Below are 1,398 nucleotides of genomic sequence, written 5' to 3' on the forward strand. Positions count from 1 at the left end.
GCAAGAGTTCGATGCAGCCAAACTCGCCAACTCTGGTGACAGTGCCGACTCCGCTCGCGCAATCAAAGTGTTCGGTGAAGTGAACGCCCCGGGCTCATTTACTTACAAGCCAAACACCACACTTGTCGATGTGGTCATGCGCGCTGGCGGTGTTACTCGCTACGCGAGCGTTGAGCAAATTCGCGTGATTACGAACAACACACCAACCATGTTCAACTTGAAAACCTACCTAGATACTGGCGATCAAAGCTTGCTGCCTGAGATATTGCCCGGCGCAACCATCTTTGTTCCTAAGCAGGAAGAAGAGATAAAAGCTGGCGCGAACGTAGTTTATATCATGGGTGAAGTTGCGCACCCGGGGGCTTACGAAGGTAAACAAGGCGCGAGCTTTATGGACATTCTGGCAAACGCAGGGGGCCCGACTCGTTACGCAGAATCACGCCAAATACGAGTGATAAAAGCCGACGGTCAGGTGATCAAATTCGACTTAACGGCGCATACTGAAGGGCTCTCTTCCGTAGCGCCACCAAAAGTGAGCGCCGGCGACGCGATATTCGTACCGGAAAAAACCGACTTTAATGAAAAGTCATGGTTGAAAGTCGCACCAAGTCGCGCCGTTGCCGTAATGGGCGAAGTCGTTCGTCCAGGCCGAATCGAATGGTCGGATGAAATGGACCTCATTGATTTGCTGGCTCACGTTGGCGGCCCGACTCGCCGTGCCGACACCTCCAAAATTGAAGTGGCCAACAACGGTCAAATGACGAATTTCGATTTAGACCAGTACATTTTAGATGGTTCGCCAGCGTCTAACTTGCCACGCGTTTCTGCCGGCACGGTCTTGCGCGTTCATGCACTGCCAGATGACCCTTCCGACAACAAATCTCAATGGGTCAGCCAAAGCTCAGACGCGTCCATTTACGTGTTTGGTCAAATCAACGCACCTGGTCGCTATCGCTTCACGGACGAAATGCACTTTCTCGATATTCTTTCGGCCGCCGACGGCCCGACGATGGATGCCGATATCCACAATATTCGCGTGACTCATCGCGGTTTAGGCTACGCAAAAGTGAGCAAACTAAATCTGTCGATGTATTTCGAAACGGGAGATGAATCTATCCTGCCAGACGTGCGCCCTGGCGACACTATTTACATTCCGGAGAAAAACAAAAACTGGCTCGACCGCTCTAAAGAATCCACCGTGCGCGTACTGGGTGAAGTACGAGATCCGGGACGCTACGTGTTCAACGACAACATGACGGTTTTAGACTTATTGGCAGAAGCTGGCGGCCCAACAAACAGCGCTTACCTTGAGAAAATTAGCATCGTCAATATGTCGTGCTGCCAAGGCCAAGCGAGAACGTTCGACCTCGTAAACTTCAGCAAAACCGCCAACATTTA

General features: G+C 51.6%; 1 protein-coding gene. It reads left to right on the forward strand.

The features are described from left to right. Positions 1 to 1,398: SLBB domain-containing protein (locus R7040_RS24430; protein ID WP_318097261.1), on the forward strand; the 1,398-nt coding region annotated here is incomplete at both ends.

Source organism: Vibrio sp. 1069, from assembly GCF_033340555.1.